Consider the following 17,222-nt stretch of genomic DNA (forward strand, 5'->3'; position numbering starts at 1 on the left):
CAAGGAAGTCTCTTACTAGTTCCGATGAAGATCGGTGCGCTGGATTAATAACTGCCACAGCAATTGTGGCGGTCCCGTCTCACGGGGTCCATGGATGTGCTGTGATTCGCAGGTGCGTGGCGGGCAATGAGTGAGCGCGAGGCGGTGACGGTGTGGGCACACTGCTCGTTAAAGATTGTGCTGCGGGTGACGCGACCAACCCAGCAGGAAGTAGCAGGTTTTGTCCTCTATGCCGGGGCTATTCCGCACGATTACACCCACCCTGGCGCGCCCGGTCTAGAAATGCTAAAGCACCACGCTGTGAGCATTAGTGCTGCAGCGAGGTGCCTGTGTGTGCCGACACCGGGAGTCGAACCCGGACGCCCAAAGGGCGCTGCATTTTGAGTGCAGTGCGTCTGCCAATTCCGCCATGTCGGCCTCGTTGAAATATACTAAACCACACCCTATCGGGAATGGAAATTGCACAATATGGTGGCGCAAAGCGCAAGAAAGGGGAGCTACACATGGGGACCCGACAAACCGGCCTGCTACGCCTTGCCGCCAGCGCGGTGGTGGTTTTGTCACTGTGCACGGGAACGTGCGCCCACGCGATGCCCATGGATGTGGCGGGGAAACCGCAAACACAGGATGAAACCGCAGCCCATGGCGTCGACAAGCACAGTCCTGCGGGTGACAGTGACGACGGAGTGTCGAGCACGACCTCGAGCGACAAAGCTGACCTTTTCTACTGGGGAGAGAAAGTGTCCTATGGGGACGGAAGCGACGAGGTAGCGGTGTTCTTCGACCCACGGTTTTGGCCGACGAAGGAGCTCATGAATGACGACATCGTCGACGGGCTGCTGGCCGATTCCGGGGCGACACCAGCTCAGCAGGAAATTTTGCGCACGTCGGCCCATTCCCTCCAGCTGCTTGCGGCGGGTAAGGCGGTCTTTGTAGCAGCGGTGACGTTGCTCGGCCTGGCGGGGGCGTACGCGGTGGGCAACGGCCTGCTGCCGCAGCTTCCAGCACTCCAGCTGCCGTTTGAGTAACCGGGTCGCGCTAGAGTGGGTAGCGTGACTGACGGAACCCAAAAAACGCTACTGCTGATCGACGGCCACTCCATGGCATTTCGAGCCTTCTACGCTCTGCCTGCGGAAAACTTCTCCACCACAGGAGGCCAACACACCAACGCGGTGTACGGCTTCCTCTCCATGTTTGTCAACATCCTGACGCAGGAGAAGCCGACCCACCTCGCTGTGGCCTTCGACGTGGCGCGCGAAACCTTCCGCAACGATCTCTTCCCCGAGTACAAGGCGCAACGCGCGCCCACCCCGGAGGAATTCAAAGGGCAGGTGGAGTTGCTCAAGGAGATTCTCGCCGCGATGGGTGTAACAACCGTGGAAAAGCCCGGGTACGAGGCTGATGATGTCATCGCGACCCTTGCCACCGCAGCCACCAATCAGGGCATGAAAACCCTCATCGTGACCGGCGACCGGGACTCGTTCCAGCTGGTCAACGACGACGTGACGGTGCTGTACCCCACCCGGGGTGTGTCCACCCTCAACCGGATGACCCCCGAGGCGGTGGAGAAGAAATACGATCTCACGCCCACGCAGTACCCCGATTTCGCCGCCCTACGCGGTGACCCGAGCGATAACCTGCCCAAGATCCCCGGAGTGGGGGAGAAGACCGCCACCAAGTGGATCAAGAAGTACGGAAGCTTGGCCGAGCTGCTCGACAACGTGGACGAGGTCAAAGGCAAGGTGGGCGATGCCCTGCGGGAGCGGGTAGAGCAGGTCAAACTTAACCGCAAGCTCACCGAAATGGTCAAAGACCTCCCGCTGGAGGTCTCACCCATGCAGCTCACCCGAGCGGATGCCGATGTGACGGAAATTGCCAACAAGTTTGATGACCTGCAGTTCGGCGTCAACCTGCGGGAGCGTGTGCTGCAGGCGCTGGGCGAAGACGCGCCCGAACAGCCCGCGCAGACGAACGCCCCCGAGGTGACGGAGGCAAGCGGAACGCTTGCTAGCTGGCTGGAGGAGCACCAAGAGGAAGGCATCGCCCTTGCCGTCGACGGCGAGTACAAACCGGGGGAGGGCGACTGCACCAACGCCGTGCTCGTGGCCACCGATTACTCCTCCTACCCGGTAGATCTCACAGACCTTGAGGGGAAAGAACAAGATGCCTTTGCCACGTGGGTGGAATCCAATCGCCCCAAGTTCTTGCACTTTGCCAAACGCACGTATCACCGCCTCGTCTCGCGTGGGATGCACCTAAATGGCGTAGCACACGACACTGCTATCGCGGGGTATCTGCTGCGACCGGGGCAGAGGACCTACGAGCTTGCCGACGTGTACCAGCGGCACCTGCAAAAGCAACTCCCGGAGTCCGAGGGGCAAATGTCTCTTCTGGACGACAACCCCACCGAGCCTCTCGTTGTGGAGGCGACGGCGATTCTGGAGCTCATCCCCAGGCTCACCGACGAGCTGGCGAAGATCGAAGCGCTCGAGCTGTACACCGACCTGGAGCTGCCGCTGGTGACCATCTTGGCGAGGATGGAGGACGCCGGCATCGTCGTGGACGTGCACACGTTGGAGGAACAGCTTGACGGGTTCAACGACCTCGTTGCCCAAGAGGAGGAAAAGGCCCGCGAACTCGCTGGCGACCCATCCCTCAACCTGTCCAGCCCAAAGCAACTGCAGGTGGTTCTCTTTGAGACCTTCGACCTGCCCAAGACCAAGAAGACCAAGACCGGCTACTCCACAGCGGCCAAGGAGATCGAGGCGCTGGCGAAAAAGACGGACCACCCGTTCCTCACGCACCTGCTTGCGCACCGCGAGTACTCCAAGATGAAGACCACCCTCGAGGGACTCATCCGCAGCGTGGGTGGCGACGGGCGGATCCACACCACCTTTAAACAGACGGTGGCCTCCACAGGCAGGCTCTCGTCCACGGACCCGAACCTGCAGAACATCCCCGTACGCACCGCGGCGGGCAAGAAGATTCGCTCCGCGTTCGTTGTGGGCGAGGGCTTTGACACTCTGCTCACGGCCGACTACTCGCAGATCGAGATGCGTGTGATGGCGCACGTGTCCAACGATGCCGGGCTCATCCAGGCGTACAAGGACGGCGAGGACCTCCACAACTACGTCGGTTCCAAGGTGTTCGATGTGGGAATCGACGAGGTCACCCCGGAACTGCGTCGCCGCGTGAAAGCGATGAGCTACGGCCTCGCCTACGGCCTGAGTTCCTTCGGGCTGGCAGCACAGCTCGATATACCGCAGCGCGAGGCAAAGTCCATCATGGATAGCTACTTCGAGCGCTTCGGCGGGGTGAAGACCTACCTGCAGTCCGTGGTGGAAGAGGCACGCAAGGACGGCTACACGTCCACCCTGTTCGGGCGGCGCCGCTACCTACCTGAGCTCACCTCAACCAACAGAATCGCCCGCGAAAACGCCGAGCGCGCAGCCCTCAACGCGCCAATCCAGGGCACCGCCGCCGACATCATTAAGGTGGCCATGGTGCGGGTGGACCGCAGGCTTAAAGACCTCAAGTCGCGAGTGCTTTTGCAGGTGCACGACGAGCTTGTGGTCGAGGTCGCCCCCGGTGAGCTGGATGAGGTGGCCGCGATCCTGCGGGAGGAAATGGATGGCGCCATCACCCTACGCGTGCCGCTGGAGGTTTCCACCGGCCACGGTTCCAATTGGGATGAGGCGGCGCACTAGGCATGATCCTGGTCATCATTTCCCTCACGTCAATCCTCGCCATCGCCGGCGTTTTGTTCGCACTGACCTCGCCTTCCGCAGGTGGGGATACCGTTCAGCGCCATATGATCGAGTACATTTCTGACGCCCCGGATCACGATGTCATCCTGCGCGCCATTTTCCCGCGCGCCAACAAGGTGAGCTTTGAGGCGGACGGGATCACCGTGAACCGCAAGTTCCATCCGCTCGAGCAGGATCGGCTCAACCTCACTGCCACCGGCAGGAAGGGTGAGCAGGACCTCCATGAGCGAATGAGATTCAAGCGGGTAGACGGCTGCTGGGTAATCCAGAACTAGGTTAGGCGTGCCAACGCTGCGTGGCACCCACCCCAGTCATCACTGACGGGCGGTCACTCGGCGCCATCGGCGACTGGCCTGAAACGGTAGCCGGTTTGAATAAGCGGCCGGACTGAAACGGTGGAGCGCCAGGTGATGCCTCGGCATTCCGCGTGGACGAATGACGCGGTGCCCCCGCCTACACCTCGGCTTCGCCTGCCGACGTTACCCAGGGAGCATGGAGGAGAAAATAATGGTGCCTGGAAAGATCTTCCCCCGCAGCGGTGACCACTGGCCCCATTCCTGGGTGAGGTCATCTGGCCACTCAGGTTCGATCACCTCGTTGATGACGAATCCGGCGGACACGAGGTCACGGACTCGATCCCCGAGGGTGCGGTAGGTTTCGGCGTACGTCACCTCGCCGTTGTCCGTCTCCACGTAAGGGGACCGATCAAAATAGCTGATCTGAGCGATGAGGCCGGCAGGGCCCGGGTCATCGGGGAAGATCCACCGCATTGGGTGGTTAATGGAGAACACAAATTTCCCTCCCGGGCGCAGCACCCGTGCCACCTCTTCCATCACCTTCTCTGGGTGGGCGACAAACGGGATCGCTCCGTAGGAAGAAAAGACGATGTCGAAGGAGTCCTCTGCAAACGGCATGGCCGCTGCGTCGGCCTGGACAAGGTTGAGAGACCTCTCCGCGCGGCGGAGCATGCCAGCGGAAAGGTCGAAGGCCACGAGAAGTTCCGGTTCCGTGTGGCCAGCCAGCCAACGTGAACATGGTGCGGAACCGCAGCCCACTTCCAGTACGCGCTTTCCTGTGACATCGCCCAGCAGGTGGGCATCCGCCTCAGTGAGCATTTCGGGGCACCAGTAAAATGAGTCGAAGTAGCCGGTGTGCTCCGCGTGGTAGTGGTCGGCGTCCCCGTCCCACCACGAACGGGCCGCGTGTTGAAAGGTCGATTCATCGAGGTGCATACCGGTATTGTATTTGCAACCTCGCACTATGTGCACTACCCTAGGAAAAGCGTCTCAATGCGGATTCGAACGTGGTTGCCTAAATAGGAGGGTAACCAGGGGCGATAAGCGGGATCCAGCCGTCACGCCACGGGCCCTAGACACCATGTTTCTTGGGCTTGATGGTTCTGTTGGAGATGAGGCGGAAACTGTCCAATTTCGATTTCCTATCTAATTCGGAGCAATCAATACATATGCCCACTAACAATGTGCCTCAGGTAGCCGTCAACGATATCGGCTCCGCTGAGGATTTCCTCGCAGCAGTCGACGAGACCATCAAGTACTTCAACGATGGCGACATCGTTGAAGGCACCGTGGTAAAGGTCGACAACGACGAGGTCCTTCTCGACATCGGATACAAGACCGAGGGTGTCATCCCCTCCCGTGAGCTTTCCATCAAGCACGATGTCGATCCTGATGACGTTGTCGAGGTCGGCGATCGCATCGACGCACTCGTCCTCACCAAGGAAGACAAGGAAGGTCGACTCCTTCTGTCCAAGAAGCGCGCACAGTACGAGCGCGCCTGGGGCACCATCGAGGAGCTCAAGGAGAAGGACGAGCCGGTTACCGGTACCGTCATCGAGGTTGTCAAGGGTGGCCTCATCCTCGACATCGGACTCCGTGGCTTCCTCCCCGCATCCCTCGTTGAGATGCGTCGTGTTCGCGATCTTGAGCCCTACATCGGTCAGGAGCTCGAGGCGAAGATCATTGAACTGGATAAGAACCGTAACAACGTTGTTCTGTCCCGTCGCGCATGGCTCGAGCAGACCCAGTCTGAGGTTCGCTCCGAGTTCCTCCACCAGCTGCAAAAGGGCCAGGTGCGCAAGGGCGTTGTCTCCAGCATCGTCAACTTCGGTGCCTTCGTGGACCTGGGCGGCGTAGACGGCCTCGTTCACGTTTCCGAGCTGTCCTGGAAGCACATCGATCACCCGTCCGAGGTTGTCTCCGTGGGCGACGAGGTTACCATCGAGGTTCTCGATGTCGATCTCGATCGCGAGCGCGTTTCGCTCTCCCTCAAGGCAACGCAGGAAGATCCGTGGCGCGTGTTCGCACGTACCCACGCCGTGGGCCAGATTGTTCCCGGCAAGGTCACCAAGCTTGTTCCGTTCGGCGCCTTCGTCCGCGTCGAGGAGGGCATCGAGGGCCTCGTCCACATCTCCGAGCTGGCTCAGCGCCATGTGGAGGTTCCGGACCAGGTTGTCTCCGTTGGCCAGGAAATCATGGTCAAGGTCATCGACATCGATCTCGAGCGTCGTCGTATCAGCCTTTCCCTCAAGCAGGCTGACGAGGATTACACCGAGGAGTTCGATCCCTCGAAGTACGGCATGGCCGACTCCTACGACGAGCAGGGTAACTACATCTTCCCCGAGGGCTTCGACGCCGAGACCAACGAATGGCTCGAGGGCTACGAAGAGCAGCGTCGTGAGTGGGAGGAGCGCTACGCCGAGTCCGAGCGTCGCTTCGAACTTCACACCGCTCAGATCGAGCGCAACCGCGCCGCCGCTGCCGAGGCAGCAAGCTCCGAAAAGGGTGGCGCCGATGTGCCGAGCAACTACACCAGCGAAGCTCCGGCAGCCGAGGGTTCCCTCGCCTCCGACGAGCAGCTCGCTGCACTGCGTGAGAAGCTCGCAGGCAACTAAGTTGCACCCGTAGCTATATAAGCTGCTGGTAATAAACAGAGGTCCGTCCGCGTAATGCGGGCGGACCTCTGCGTTACCTGGACTTTCGCCCGCTGCCCGGGGAGCCGCTCATTATCGGAAGAATAATTCCTACGCGTGATGTACCATGAGCTGGCGTTGCTTTTTGTTCGTTATCAAAAATGAAAGCGTAGGGTCAAGCGGGTGAACAAGCCAACGGACGTGGCCGAGGCGGATATCCTCGCATGCATTGGCAGCCTCACCAACCTGGCGTACTCGGAATCCACGCACACGGGGATCGAATACGAGGTGTACGACGCCTCCCGTGTGGACCTTGCTTCCGTTCAAGCGTTGGAATGCGTTGCCGATGCGGTGCTGCAAGAGAAGTCGGTGGTAATCACCCTGAGGCCGGAATACTGAAACAGCATTTACATTCCGCAGCGCCGTTTGCCGGAGGTAAACAGAAGGTTCCTCCTCATACTCGTTGCCGTCTTCGCCCTCGTAGTAACTGCGGTCCTGTGGATGGTCCTCTTTTAAGACCCCACCAGGGGCCATCACACGTGCTGTTATTTAATCTCGCTGCGGGGCAGCGACTTCGTACCGCACCGGGGAGTGACACTCCGGAAATTTCCGCGTTGCACCGTCCTATAATGGCGGGGCACTAATGATTGCAGAGAGGCGGTTTACCCCATGCTAGTTGGCTTGACAGGCGGAATCGGGAGCGGGAAATCCACCGCGGCGGAGCTGTTTGCCCGTCACGGGTTTGCCGTCATTGATTCCGACGCCATCGCGCGAAAGGAAGTCGAGACCCCGGAGGTCCTTGCAAAGCTTGCTGAGGCCTTCGGCGCTGACATTCTCACAGGCGATCCTTCCTCGCCACTGGACCGGAAACTGCTTGCCTCCCGTGCCTTTGTTGACGATGCCGCAACGCAGCGTCTCAACCTGATCACCCATCCCGCCATTCGGGCTCGTACGCAGGCTCTGCTTGACCAGGCGGACCCCCGCCACAATCCGGTCTTGGTAGATATGCCGTTGCTTGTAGAGACGGGTTTCTACGCCTCCTGCGACGAGGTAGTGGTGGTTGTAACCGACCTGGAGGTGCGGGTTAACCGGCTGGTGCAGTTGCGCGGGCTCGACGAGGCCGATGCCCGTTCACGTATCGCAAGCCAGACGAGCGATGAAGAGAAGCGGTCCGTCGCAGATTTCGTCATAGACAACAGCGGCGACCTCCACCACCTGGAGGCCCAAGTGGAGAAAGTCGCCGGGGAGATTGTGTCTCGTTACTTGTAGGTGGCCACGCCGTGGTTTTCCAGCCCGTCGTCCCAGACAGGATTCGGACGCTGCGCGAACAGGGCGTTGAGATCGGTGTGCATGAGCATCACGTTGTAGTTTGACCACGTGGTGAGAACGTAATACAGGTCCTTGCCGTTCTGGTGGGGGAGCATGAACCCGCCGTACAAGTCGTACATGGTGTCAACGTCCACCACCATGGTCTTTTCTGACCACGGTCCCTCGAGCGAGTCTGCGGTGCGGACGACGAGGCCCCTGCCGTCGGTGTACATGGCGATGAACTTGTGCAGGTAATCATTCCATGCCACAGAGAGCTCACTGACCTGGTCGTTGATGACCGGGGTGGCGGCGTTGAGGTCGCGCGTCCAGCCGTCGCCGACGCGGTACTCGAAGGCGTTCTCGTTGGGGAACTGGCCGATCGGCGCACGCCCAAGAATTGCGTTGCCGTTGCGTCCCGAGGGAGTGGAGAAACGGTAGACAAAGCCGTCGTGCTCGATGAAGGCGGACATTTGTGCCTTCTGGTTGCCGGCCCTGAAACCCGGCAGGAAGTTCAGTGCCGCCGGCGCGTCGGTGTTGGTGCGGATTGATTCGGGGACGAGTGTCCAGTGCACGCCGTCGGTGGATTTAACGGTCGCCGCGTAGTTGGTCACCCACGTGCCGGGTTCGTTCCAGTTCCGCACCGACATGTAATCAACAAACTGCGTGTCCCCAACCGCGATTCCAGCAGTGGGAATGGTGGTCTGCTCGACACCGGGGATCTTGAGCGAGGAGATAAATTCGGTGGCGTGGCCACCCTCCATGTAGCCGTTTGCGCCGAGCCCCTCGTGAATAGTGAAACCGTCCCGATAGTTGTAATCGTGGGAGCGGAGGATGGTGTTGGAGCGCCACTGGTTGGCGGCAAAGTTGCAGGCCATCGTGTCACCCAGCACGAGCATCGTGTTGCCTCGGTTATCGTCATAGGTGATGCCCAGGTCGGTGCCCGTCACATCAAAAACACGATCGGTGCGATCGGGGGAGCCCGGCCCCGTCACCAGTTGCGTCACCTGCGTGTGCCCCTTGAGTACCGGCATCCCGCCCGGCTGGCCCTTGAGGAAGGGCGGGTTGGAGCTGCCCAGGTAGTTCTCGTCCTTGGTGAATTGACGGCTCGAATCGGACGAGCCACTGGATAAGGAGGAACCGACAGCAAGCCGGGAGGAAATGTTCATCGCCGAGGAACCGTTGTCCGGCGAACACGGTGCCGCAGAAGCGACAGTGACGGTCCACGGTGCCATGGGGAGCACAAGCCCTGCGGCAAGTGCAACTGTAGCGAGGACCGGGGCGATGCGATGACGGTTAGTGCTAGCCATGGAACAAACCTTAATGAATTCTGGGGTTCACGCAAGTGTTTGGCCCCCTTTAACCTGTCATTGAGCTGTCAATGCCGAATATTCCGAGGCGTACTTGGAGGAGAACCCTCGGCGTTTGCCCGTGCACAGGCATGCACTCGCCACCACGAGGGATGGCAGAGGGGATCAAACTGAGGTGCTTTCCTCTGCAGAAACGAAACCCGCACGCTACTTACAGCGTGCGGGTGGAAGCGCTAGGCGCAGCCGTCTGGGTAGTCCTCTCCGTTCCGCCTCTGTGAGCCAACCGACTGGGTATGAAAGGGGCAGCGGTAACTCCGGATCTCTGATCTGGCACGTGGAGAGGTAAGTGACTACTCGGCTGCAGTTTCGGCTTCCATGGCTTCCAGACGGTCCACGTCCTCCATGTGCCGCTGCGTCCACGGGGAGATGAGGAAGAGGCAGACGGCGACAACGAGGGTGACTCCGCCAACACCGTAGTAGAAGACCACATCGCCAAGCGCCGAAGTGCGCTCGATGACAACGGCCGCTAGTCCCTGCCCACAAGCTGCTGCGAGCAGCCACAGTGTCATTGTTTGGGAGGCGAATTTAACCGGGGCGAGCTTGGTCGCGCTAGACAGGCCGATCGGGTTCATCATCACCTCGGCCACCGTCTGTACGGCAAACACGGCGACGAGGAACCACCACGGAGAGAGGCCTCCTTCGCCACCGGGCCACTGGCCAAAGCCGAAGCCCATGAGGAGGGCGGAAAGCCCGATGATGAACACCGAGAGAGCGAACTTCTGCGGGGTGTTGGGGAAGTGCCCCTGAGTCTTGGCAAAAATCCAGCCGAGAATAGGTGCGAAGATGAGCACGAAGATCGGGTTGAACATCTGGTACTGCTCGGGGGTCAGGGTGAACAGCGAACCGACCGCACCGTCGGTGTTATCTCGGGCAAACGTTGCCATCTTGCCCGCTGCCTGCTCGAAAATCATCACGAAGAGAACCTGCCCAACCCACAGCGGTATGAACGCCATGAGGTGGCCACGCTCGTGGCTGGTGACCTGTGGGGATTTGAACATGGTGAGGAAGTAGAACAGGCTCGTGCCAACTGCGAAGAAGAACAGCGAGTAGGCAATGCCCGATGTCAGCTCGCCGAAGATGGCGGTGCACAGGGCGACGAGTGCGAGGAATCCCACGAGGACAGCAACAGCGGCGAGGCTGAGCTTTCGTCCCTCTCCTTTGCGCAGGGGGTAGGGGATATTGAACGCAAATTCGCGGAGCTTGCGGCGTCCGTAGACAAAGGCGACGAGCGCGAACGCCATGCCGATCGCGGCTGCGATGAATCCGATGTGGTAGCCGTAGCGGTCTTTGAGGAAGCCGGTCACCAGTGGTGCGAAAAGTGAGCCGATGTTGATGGACATGTAGAAGAAGAGGAAGCCCTGGTCTCGCCGCGGGTCCCCGTCCTCATACAATCCGCCGACAACGGTGGAAAGGTTCGGTTTGATAAGCCCTGTGCCGATTGCGATGAGCACTAAACCAACCCACGAGGTTGGGACCGTGGGGATTGCGAGGACGAGGTGCCCACCCATGATCACGGCACCGCCGGAAAGGGTAGATAGCCATGGCCCGAGTAATCGGTCGGCGAGAACGCCGCCCGGAATCGTCATGAGGAGTACGCCCGCGCCATAGGAAGCCATGACAACCTGGCCTGCGTTGTCTGACAGGCCCATGCCACCGTTGGCGATGGTATCGGTGAGGAAGTAAACGAGGATGGCTCGCATGCCAAACCACGAGAATCGCTCCCACATCTCAACTTGGAGCATCCAGGGAAGCCCGCCTGGATGGCCGAGGAAAGCTTTGTCTTCTCTAGGCGGGCCAGTAACTAGGCCAGTGGGTTTGTACAGGGACTTTCGTGAAGCCACCCCGGCGATGCCTTCTAGCTGGGTATCTGGCGTGTCTTTACCCATAATCTTCCTTTCTGGAACAACAGCCACCGCTTCCGGTGGCATCGGACTGCGTGTGCAGCCCCCGTCAAAAAACCAGTGTGGAATACATCACACTGGTGAGCATTTTTGACTTAACAGATAAAAGGTTAACAGCCTATAACTCGTCTGAACTTTGGGGGTGACGTGTTGAACGCACTCAATCGTCTGGTATATGAGACTGTCCTGGTTGGGGGTGTTATTGAAAAAGTCCACGCTCGTCGGCGTAGTTTCACCCCCGTGTTGCCTTCTTCGCTCGAATAAGGCCCCAGTGCATGGATGAAACACTCCGACAGGAAACATCATGTCAACATGCTGCAACCACTGCGTTCTCACGGCGTTCCCCGCTGGCATCCGCATCACGCTGTGGGGCGGCTCACTGTGCTTTATGTGCACGGTGATGGAGCTGGTGAAGAGGGTGGCTCGTGCCCGGACAGTCGGAGGACGGGGTTTGCTCGCGTGCAGAGGCAGTTCCCAGGGGGCGGACTATGCCCGGGCATAAGGCCCACCACTGTACGGAGAAAAAGCGCTGGAAAACGGGTTTTTGGGCCACGTGGGAAGGGGAACCGTTGGAGCATAGGCAACGGCTGGGAAGGGATTCGGTGATGGGCACGGGGTGGGAAACGTCGTTGTTCGCCCGCCTGTGGAGCCCACCGTAGACTGTAACTATGGCATTTCCGATGGAGCACCCCATTTTACCGCATTCTGATTTCCGCCCCGTGGAGGCGGTGGAGAGACGTGAGGGAACATTCGAGGTTATCTCCGAGTACGAGCCGGCGGGCGATCAGCCCAAGGCCATCAAGGAGCTGACGGAGCGGATCAACCGCGGTGAGAAGGACATCGTCCTCATGGGTGCCACGGGCACCGGTAAGTCGGCCACCGCAGCCTGGCTCATCGAGCAGGTGCAACGGCCCACTCTGGTGATGGCTCCCAACAAGACGCTGGCGGCGCAGCTCGCCAACGAATTACGCCAGCTGCTGCCCAATAACGCCGTCGAGTACTTCGTCTCGTACTACGACTACTACCAGCCGGAGGCCTACATCGCGCAGACGGATACGTACATCGAGAAGGACTCGTCCATCAACGAGGATGTCGAGCGGCTTCGCCACTCCGCAACCTCGGCGCTTCTGTCGCGTCGGGATGTGGTGGTGGTGAGCTCCGTCTCCTGTATTTACGGTCTGGGAACCCCGCAGTCCTACCTTGATCGTTCCTTGAAGATCGAGGTGGGGGAGGAGATCGACCGGGACCGGTTGCTGCGGTTACTCGTGGATATCCAGTACGACCGCAATGACTATGACCTCAAGCGCGGCGCATTTCGAGTCAAGGGAGACACCGTCGACATCATCCCGGCGTATGAGGAGGTGGCCGTTCGCGTCGAGTTCTTCGGTGACGAGGTGGACCAGCTCTACTACATTCACCCGCTCACCGGGGAGATCATCCGCAACGTGGATGTGCTGCGGATCTTCCCGGCAACGCACTACATCGCCTCCGAGGGGCGTGTGGAAAAGGCCCTGGTGGAGATCCGCAAGGAGCTGGAGGATCGCGTCGCCTCGTTTGAAAACCGAGGCAAGCTGCTTGAGGCCCAGCGACTGCGGATGCGCACGGAATACGACCTCGAGATGATTGAGGAGATGGGCTTCTGCTCGGGCATTGAGAACTACTCGCGCCACATGGACGGACGCGATGCGGGCGATCCGCCGCCAACCCTCATCGATTATTTCCCGGAGGACTTTCTCACCATCATCGACGAGTCCCACGTCACCGTGCCCCAGATCGGGGGCATGTACGAGGGGGACGCGTCGCGCAAGCGCAACCTCGTAGAGTTCGGCTTCCGGCTGCCGTCCGCGCTTGATAACCGGCCCCTGACGTGGGAGGAATTTGAGGAACGTAAGGGGCAGACGGTCTACATGTCCGCTACCCCCGGCGATTACGAGTTGGCCGCCGCCGGAGGCGAGTTCGTGGAACAGGTTATTCGCCCGACAGGGCTGGTCGATCCCAAGGTGGTGGTTAAGCCCACGAAGGGACAAATCGACGACCTCATCCACGAGATTCGTGTGCGGGCGGAGAAGAACGAGCGCGTTCTGGTGACCACCCTGACCAAGAAGATGGCCGAGGATCTCACCCAGTACCTGCAAGAAAACGGCGTCCGTGTGCGCTACATGCACTCCGATGTTGATACCCTCCAGCGTGTGGAGCTGCTGCGCAAGTTGCGGCTCGGCGAATTCGACGTGCTAGTGGGAATCAACCTGCTGCGTGAGGGCCTGGATCTGCCGGAGGTGTCCCTGGTCTCCATCCTCGATGCCGATAAGGAGGGGTTCCTCCGCTCGACCAAGTCGCTCATCCAGACGATCGGCCGTGCCGCCCGTAACGTGTCGGGCGAGGTCCACATGTATGCGGATTCCATCACCGATTCGATGCAGCAGGCCATTGATGAGACGGAACGCCGCCGTGAGCTACAGATAAAATACAACAAGGAACACGGGATCGATCCGCAGCCGCTGCGCAAGAAGATCGCGGACATCCTCGACCTCGTCTACGAGGACGAGGGGGACCAGGAGTCGCCCGAAGCCGATGCGGTGATCGCGAAGGATTATGACGTGTCGAGCATGGCCCAGGACGAGGTGGAGAAGCTGATCAAGGATCTCCGTGCACAAATGGGGGCTGCTGCCCGCGAGCTGAACTTCGAGCTCGCGGCCCGTTTGAGAGACGAGGTGCTGAGCCTGGAGAAGGAACTGAGGGGGTTGAAAGAAGCGGGTATTTAGGTAACCATGTAATCTTGGGAACAGGCAAACTAATCACACATGTGGAAGGTAACGAATGTCCGCTTATAAGAACATCGTTGTGGGAACTGATGGTTCTAAGTCTTCACTTCTTGCAGTAAAACGCGCTGCTCAGATCGCCGCCGCGTTTGGCGCCAAGCTCATCATCGGCTGCGCCTACTACGAAAACGAGGAGCAGGCCACCAAGACTCTCCGCAAGGATTCCGTCACCGTGCTTGGCGACGATCCGGCGTTGAAGAACCTCGAGAGTGCTCGCTCCGAGGCGGAAAGCGCCGGTGCTACCGACATTGAGACCGCGATCAAGCCGGGTACCCCTGTTGAGGCTCTCATGAGCATTGTGCACGAAAACGGTGCAGACCTGCTCGTCGTCGGTAACCGCGGGATCAACTCCCTCACCGGGCGCCTGCTCGGTTCCGTCCCCGCAGACGTGGCTCGCCAGTCTGAGTGCGATGTCATGATCGTTCACACGGTGCAGTAACTTTTAGCGCAACGCCGGCCCCACCCAGCGCGAGCATTCGCTCGTGGTGTGGGGCCGGTTTTTTGCTGCGGTTATTCGCTGCGGATTGACCTCACCACTTTCCCGCGCGGGCTGGTCGTCGCGGTTCTTACCGGTCAGTGGCGATGGGCCAGCCGGGCTAGTTCTTGGAGGCCATCTTGGCCACTCACTCGCCGATGAGGGTGAGGGTCTGCGTCGCCCGGGTCGCCGCCACGTACAGATCCTGTAAACCTTGGGGCGATTGTGTCACTATTTCCTCGGGATTGACGAGGATGACATGGTCATATTCCAGGCCCTTGATGTCATGGACGTTGGAGGCATCGATAATCCGCACAAGTCGCCCGTCGTCGAACTCCCGTGCCACCGTGTCGGGGTCGGTGCCCGCAGACAGCCTGCGCACCGGGATCCCCGTCTCACGGATGGCCCGCGCGGGCTCCTGCTCGGGGTCGATCTCCGCCAGCAACTCACCCGCATACTCCATGATCTCCGCTGGGGTACGGTAGTTCACAGTCAGTCGGTGGACAGTGAAACGCTTGTCGACGAACCCCTCCAAGGTTTCCTCCCAGCTTTCCACGCCGGCCGGTGCTGAGGTCTGTGCAGTATCGCCCACGAGCGTCATCCACCGGTTGGGGGAGCGCCGCATGACCATGCGCCACTCCATCGGGGTGAGCTCCTGCGCCTCGTCAACCACGACGTGCCCGTAGGCCCACGTGTAGTCCTCTGAGGCGCGATCTACCGTCGTGCGGTCATCGGTTTCCTGCTGGCGCTTGGCCAGCTGTTCGGCGTCGATAACGTCGTGGGCGGAGAGGATCTCGGCCTCGAGCTCGTCGTCGAGGTCAGTATTTTCCGAGGACTGGAGAACATCGAGGGCCTCCTGTGCCTCGGCAATCTGGCGTTGCCATTCACGCTGTTCCCGCGCGCGCTGCTCCTCCGGGTCGAGCACCCCGATGAGGTGGGCAAGCTCGTCCACAAGTGCCCCATCGGAATCCGTCCACGCCTCACCGTCTGGGCGGTACAACCCCGCCCGCGTCTCCTCGTCGTAATCGTGCGCCACCTCGTCCAGCACGGCCTCATCACTGAGCAGCTCGGCGAGCACGCCCTCTGGGGTGAGCTCAGGCCAGAACGAATCCGCAACGGAGACAAATCCGGGGTCCTGTAGCAACTCGTCGGTGAGCTCTGCGGTATCTGCCTGAGAAAGTAAGTTGTCCCCGCCGAGTGGATCGGCACCGATGATGTCGGTGATGACCCGGGCCGTCAACTGGGCCAGCTGGTCGCGGAAGATCCCCTGCGCCTCGTTGTGTGGTTTCCTCGAACGCCGGGCGCGGGTGCGGGACTTCTTCACCATCGCGGGCGTGATGGAGGCCCGCACGCCATCGAGCTGGATTTCCACCGCCTCCTGGGGCAGTGCCTCGTAGCGCTGCACCGCAGCGGTGAGGATATGCACCATCTCCTCGCTGCCCTTAATCTCCTTGCCCAGGAGTGTCTCCTCAGCTACGGGTTGGAAACCTGGGTAGAGCGTGCCTGGCGTACGCAGAACAACGCCCGTTTCCCCGAGCTCGGGCAAGACCCTGGAGATGTACTCCAAGAACGTTGTGTTGGGCCCGAGGAGCAGCACACCGGTTCGGGCGAGTACATCCCGCCAGGTGTAGAGGAGGTAGGCCACACGGTGCAACGCGACTGCCGTCTTGCCCGTGCCCGGGCCGCCCTCAACCACCATTACACCGCGGGAGGGATCCCGGATGATGGTGTCCTGTTCGCGCTGGATCGTTTCCACAATGTCGGACATGTAACCGGTGCGGGCCCGGTTGAGGGCCTCGAACAGTGCGGACTCGCCGGCCACGGTGTCGCTGGCCGGGCGCGTACCGGTTGCGACATCGGCGCGCGCGTCAGCGTTTAGCACCTCGTCTGCGATATCAGTAACCTCACGGGAGGACATGCGGATATGGCGGCGGACATGGACTCCCTCGGGCTGTGCCGTGGTTGCCAGGTAGAACGGGCGGGCGGCAGGCGCGCGCCAATCCAAGAGCAGCGTTTTGTAGTGGTCCTCTGGCGCGTCCACACCGATGCGCCCGATGTACCGGCGATCCTGCTGAGGCTTGCCAGGCACGGGGGTCTCAGGGTCGGCATCGTCCACGTCGATGCGGCCGAACACGAGTCCCACCTGTGCCAGGTTCATGGTGTCGAGGCGTTTGGAAAGGGTGGCTACCTCCACCTCTCGCTGGACGAGGTCCTCGGCGAGCGGGCTGTTGGTGTCGAGCTTCTTCACCGCCTGCTCGAGCCGGGAACGGGCGGAGTCGATGTCTCCGTCGATGCGGGCGAAAAGCCCGTCTACGTAGGACTGTTCGGACGCGATCGCGTCCTGTTTATCTGTCAGCTTGTCTGTCACCGGGGTCAACCTCCGCCTCATGTCAGTTGTGTCCAGTTGTTTTCTACCGCGGAAAATCGAAGTGATTATTTTACCGCACTGCGGCCGGGCTTCCACGTCGATCCGAGGTAGCAGGCGTGCGTGGAACTGAAGGCATATCCCTCATGCCCGTCGAATGTTCGTACAACGGTGTAACCGTGGGCACCACCAGAATTATTCCCGGTTGCGTGCGACGTCAGTGGGGTAGGCACGGGGCGGTGGCCCCGTGCCTGCAGTCATAGGTGGTGGCCCCGTGCCTGCAGTCATAGG

At 60.5% G+C, this 17,222-nt stretch carries 12 protein-coding genes and 1 tRNA gene; 8 read left to right on the forward strand and 5 right to left on the reverse strand.

The window, feature by feature from the left end; translation table 11 throughout:
* Nucleotides 1–334 precede the first annotated feature (334 nt).
* Nucleotides 335–417 (reverse strand) — tRNA-Leu (locus tag HMPREF1219_RS02130).
* 86 nt (nt 418–503) lie between these two features.
* Here HMPREF1219_RS02130 and HMPREF1219_RS12420 point away from each other — a divergent pair.
* From HMPREF1219_RS12420 to HMPREF1219_RS02145, 3 genes are all read left to right on the forward strand, one after another.
* Nucleotides 504–1,028, forward strand: a complete 525-nt coding sequence (locus HMPREF1219_RS12420) for a hypothetical protein (protein WP_016457370.1) — start codon at nt 504–506, stop codon at nt 1,026–1,028.
* A gap of 72 nt (nt 1,029–1,100) precedes the next feature.
* The gene (gene polA / locus HMPREF1219_RS02140; RefSeq protein WP_051120502.1) at nt 1,101–3,707 is read left to right on the forward strand and encodes a DNA polymerase I; all 2,607 of its coding nucleotides are present in this window, start codon (nt 1,101–1,103) and stop codon (nt 3,705–3,707) included.
* Between the two features lie 2 nt (nt 3,708–3,709).
* Nucleotides 3,710–4,042 carry a hypothetical protein gene (locus tag HMPREF1219_RS02145; RefSeq protein WP_016457372.1) on the forward strand — a complete coding sequence of 111 codons (333 nt, stop codon included), beginning with the start codon at nt 3,710–3,712 and terminating at the stop codon, nt 4,040–4,042.
* A 204-nt stretch (nt 4,043–4,246) separates the two neighbouring features.
* On the opposite strand, the gene HMPREF1219_RS02150 is transcribed toward HMPREF1219_RS02145, so the two are convergent.
* Complete coding sequence (locus tag HMPREF1219_RS02150) at nt 4,247–4,999, reverse strand: class I SAM-dependent methyltransferase (protein ID WP_016457373.1); 753 nt, start codon at nt 4,997–4,999, stop codon at nt 4,247–4,249.
* 233 nt (nt 5,000–5,232) lie between these two features.
* On the opposite strand from HMPREF1219_RS02150, the gene rpsA reads away from it, so the two are divergent.
* The 3 genes from rpsA to coaE all read left to right on the forward strand — a co-directional run bounded on the left by rpsA (nt 5,233) and on the right by coaE (nt 7,965).
* Entirely contained in the window at nt 5,233–6,678 is a 1,446-nt protein-coding gene (gene rpsA, locus HMPREF1219_RS02155) for a 30S ribosomal protein S1 (protein WP_016457374.1), read from the forward strand.
* A gap of 201 nt (nt 6,679–6,879) precedes the next feature.
* Entirely contained in the window at nt 6,880–7,095 is a 216-nt protein-coding gene (locus tag HMPREF1219_RS13165) for a hypothetical protein (RefSeq protein ID WP_016457375.1), read from the forward strand.
* Between the two features lie 270 nt (nt 7,096–7,365).
* Nucleotides 7,366–7,965 carry a dephospho-CoA kinase gene (coaE, locus tag HMPREF1219_RS02165; RefSeq protein WP_016457376.1) on the forward strand — a complete coding sequence of 200 codons (600 nt, stop codon included), beginning with the start codon at nt 7,366–7,368 and terminating at the stop codon, nt 7,963–7,965.
* Here the strand turns inward: coaE and HMPREF1219_RS02170 are convergent.
* Nucleotides 7,956–9,311, reverse strand: a complete 1,356-nt coding sequence (locus HMPREF1219_RS02170; RefSeq protein WP_016457377.1) for a glycoside hydrolase family 183 protein — start codon at nt 9,309–9,311, stop codon at nt 7,956–7,958. The two genes, coaE and HMPREF1219_RS02170, sit on opposite strands and share 10 nt — an antisense overlap.
* Nucleotides 9,312–9,661: 350 nt before the next feature.
* Nucleotides 9,662–11,257, reverse strand: a complete 1,596-nt coding sequence (locus tag HMPREF1219_RS02175; protein ID WP_016457378.1) for a peptide MFS transporter — start codon at nt 11,255–11,257, stop codon at nt 9,662–9,664.
* A gap of 683 nt (nt 11,258–11,940) precedes the next feature.
* On the opposite strand from HMPREF1219_RS02175, the gene uvrB reads away from it, so the two are divergent.
* Both uvrB and HMPREF1219_RS02185 read left to right on the forward strand, forming a co-directional pair.
* Nucleotides 11,941–14,034 carry an excinuclease ABC subunit UvrB gene (gene uvrB / locus HMPREF1219_RS02180; protein WP_040426773.1) on the forward strand — a complete coding sequence of 698 codons (2,094 nt, stop codon included), beginning with the start codon at nt 11,941–11,943 and terminating at the stop codon, nt 14,032–14,034.
* Between the two features lie 55 nt (nt 14,035–14,089).
* Entirely contained in the window at nt 14,090–14,530 is a 441-nt protein-coding gene (locus HMPREF1219_RS02185; RefSeq protein WP_016457381.1) for a universal stress protein, read from the forward strand.
* Between the two features lie 184 nt (nt 14,531–14,714).
* Here HMPREF1219_RS02185 and HMPREF1219_RS02190 read toward each other — a convergent pair whose 3' ends face one another.
* A complete protein-coding gene (locus HMPREF1219_RS02190; protein WP_016457382.1) occupies nt 14,715–16,955 on the reverse strand; it encodes a HelD family protein in 2,241 nt (746 codons plus the stop codon).
* Nucleotides 16,956–17,222 lie beyond the last annotated feature (267 nt).

It is taken from the genome of Corynebacterium pyruviciproducens ATCC BAA-1742 (assembly GCF_000411375.1).
Lineage (GTDB): Bacteria > Actinomycetota > Actinomycetes > Mycobacteriales > Mycobacteriaceae > Corynebacterium > Corynebacterium pyruviciproducens.

What these genes read in the sequence shown, in the direction of transcription:
- HMPREF1219_RS12420 (WP_016457370.1), top strand. Translation starts at nt 504, where the DNA reads ATGGGGACCCGACAAACCGGCCTGCTACGCCTTGCCGCCAGCGCGGTG.
- polA (WP_051120502.1), top strand. Translation starts at nt 1,101, where the DNA reads ATGGCATTTCGAGCCTTCTACGCTCTGCCTGCGGAAAACTTCTCCACC.
- HMPREF1219_RS02145 (WP_016457372.1), top strand. Translation starts at nt 3,710, where the DNA reads ATGATCCTGGTCATCATTTCCCTCACGTCAATCCTCGCCATCGCCGGC.
- HMPREF1219_RS02150 (WP_016457373.1), bottom strand. Translation starts at nt 4,999, where the DNA reads ATGCACCTCGATGAATCGACCTTTCAACACGCGGCCCGTTCGTGGTGG.
- rpsA (WP_016457374.1), top strand. Translation starts at nt 5,233, where the DNA reads ATGCCCACTAACAATGTGCCTCAGGTAGCCGTCAACGATATCGGCTCC.
- coaE (WP_016457376.1), top strand. Translation starts at nt 7,366, where the DNA reads ATGCTAGTTGGCTTGACAGGCGGAATCGGGAGCGGGAAATCCACCGCG.
- HMPREF1219_RS02170 (WP_016457377.1), bottom strand. Translation starts at nt 9,311, where the DNA reads ATGGCTAGCACTAACCGTCATCGCATCGCCCCGGTCCTCGCTACAGTT.
- HMPREF1219_RS02175 (WP_016457378.1), bottom strand. Translation starts at nt 11,257, where the DNA reads ATGGGTAAAGACACGCCAGATACCCAGCTAGAAGGCATCGCCGGGGTG.
- uvrB (WP_040426773.1), top strand. Translation starts at nt 11,941, where the DNA reads ATGGCATTTCCGATGGAGCACCCCATTTTACCGCATTCTGATTTCCGC.
- HMPREF1219_RS02185 (WP_016457381.1), top strand. Translation starts at nt 14,090, where the DNA reads ATGTCCGCTTATAAGAACATCGTTGTGGGAACTGATGGTTCTAAGTCT.
- HMPREF1219_RS02190 (WP_016457382.1), bottom strand. Translation starts at nt 16,955, where the DNA reads ATGAGGCGGAGGTTGACCCCGGTGACAGACAAGCTGACAGATAAACAG.